The organism is Halohasta sp. A2 (genome assembly GCF_056175805.1).
Genome location: NZ_JAQFWV010000194.1, coordinates 1 through 579, shown reverse-complemented (window position 1 = coordinate 579; position 579 = coordinate 1). Strand labels below are relative to the sequence as shown.

Sequence of the window (579 nt, the reverse complement as noted above, 5' to 3'; positions counted from 1 at the left end):
AACGGTACCACCAACTCGATTTGGTACATGTTCCACGGTCGCTCAGACACAGGCTATCCGTTGATGGTACACTGGATCTGGAGACACGGAAAGAGATAATCTCAGACGTGAGCGGTGAGTTGTTCCACCTGAAGAATTCAGTGAAGAAACACCGTCCAGAAGAGGAGTATTCGGCGATCCGCAAGCGGATCGCCCGAACACGCGAACGGATTGAGAAGACGACTTGGCAATTGAGTCAGTTCGGTTCAGAGAAAGCAGCAGCGTACTTGCGACGGGGATTACCATCGATGCAGACGTTTGCTGAGAAAGCACTCGACGGGATCGAGGTGCGGTGGACCTCGAATCCCGTCGAACGGGCAATGGGAGAAGTCGCTAAACGGTGCAAGCGAGACTGGATGCAGTGGAGTCGAGATGGATTGAATGCAGTGCTTCAACTTCGACTGGTGAAGTACCAAGATCCAGATCGCTACAACCGGTTCTTCAATGAGATTCTGTGTGAATCACTCCACGAGAAGATTCACTGTACCGCCTCGGTTGAGGCTACTGGAGGTGAAGTCTAAACGGTTCTGAGACGCGACC

1 pseudogene is annotated in these 579 nt (G+C 52.3%); it reads left to right on the top strand.

The features are described 5' to 3' along the window. Window positions 1-560: pseudogene (locus O2S87_RS18745) on the top strand (ISH6 family transposase); the annotation flags it as partial. Window positions 561-579: the final 19 nt, after the last annotated feature.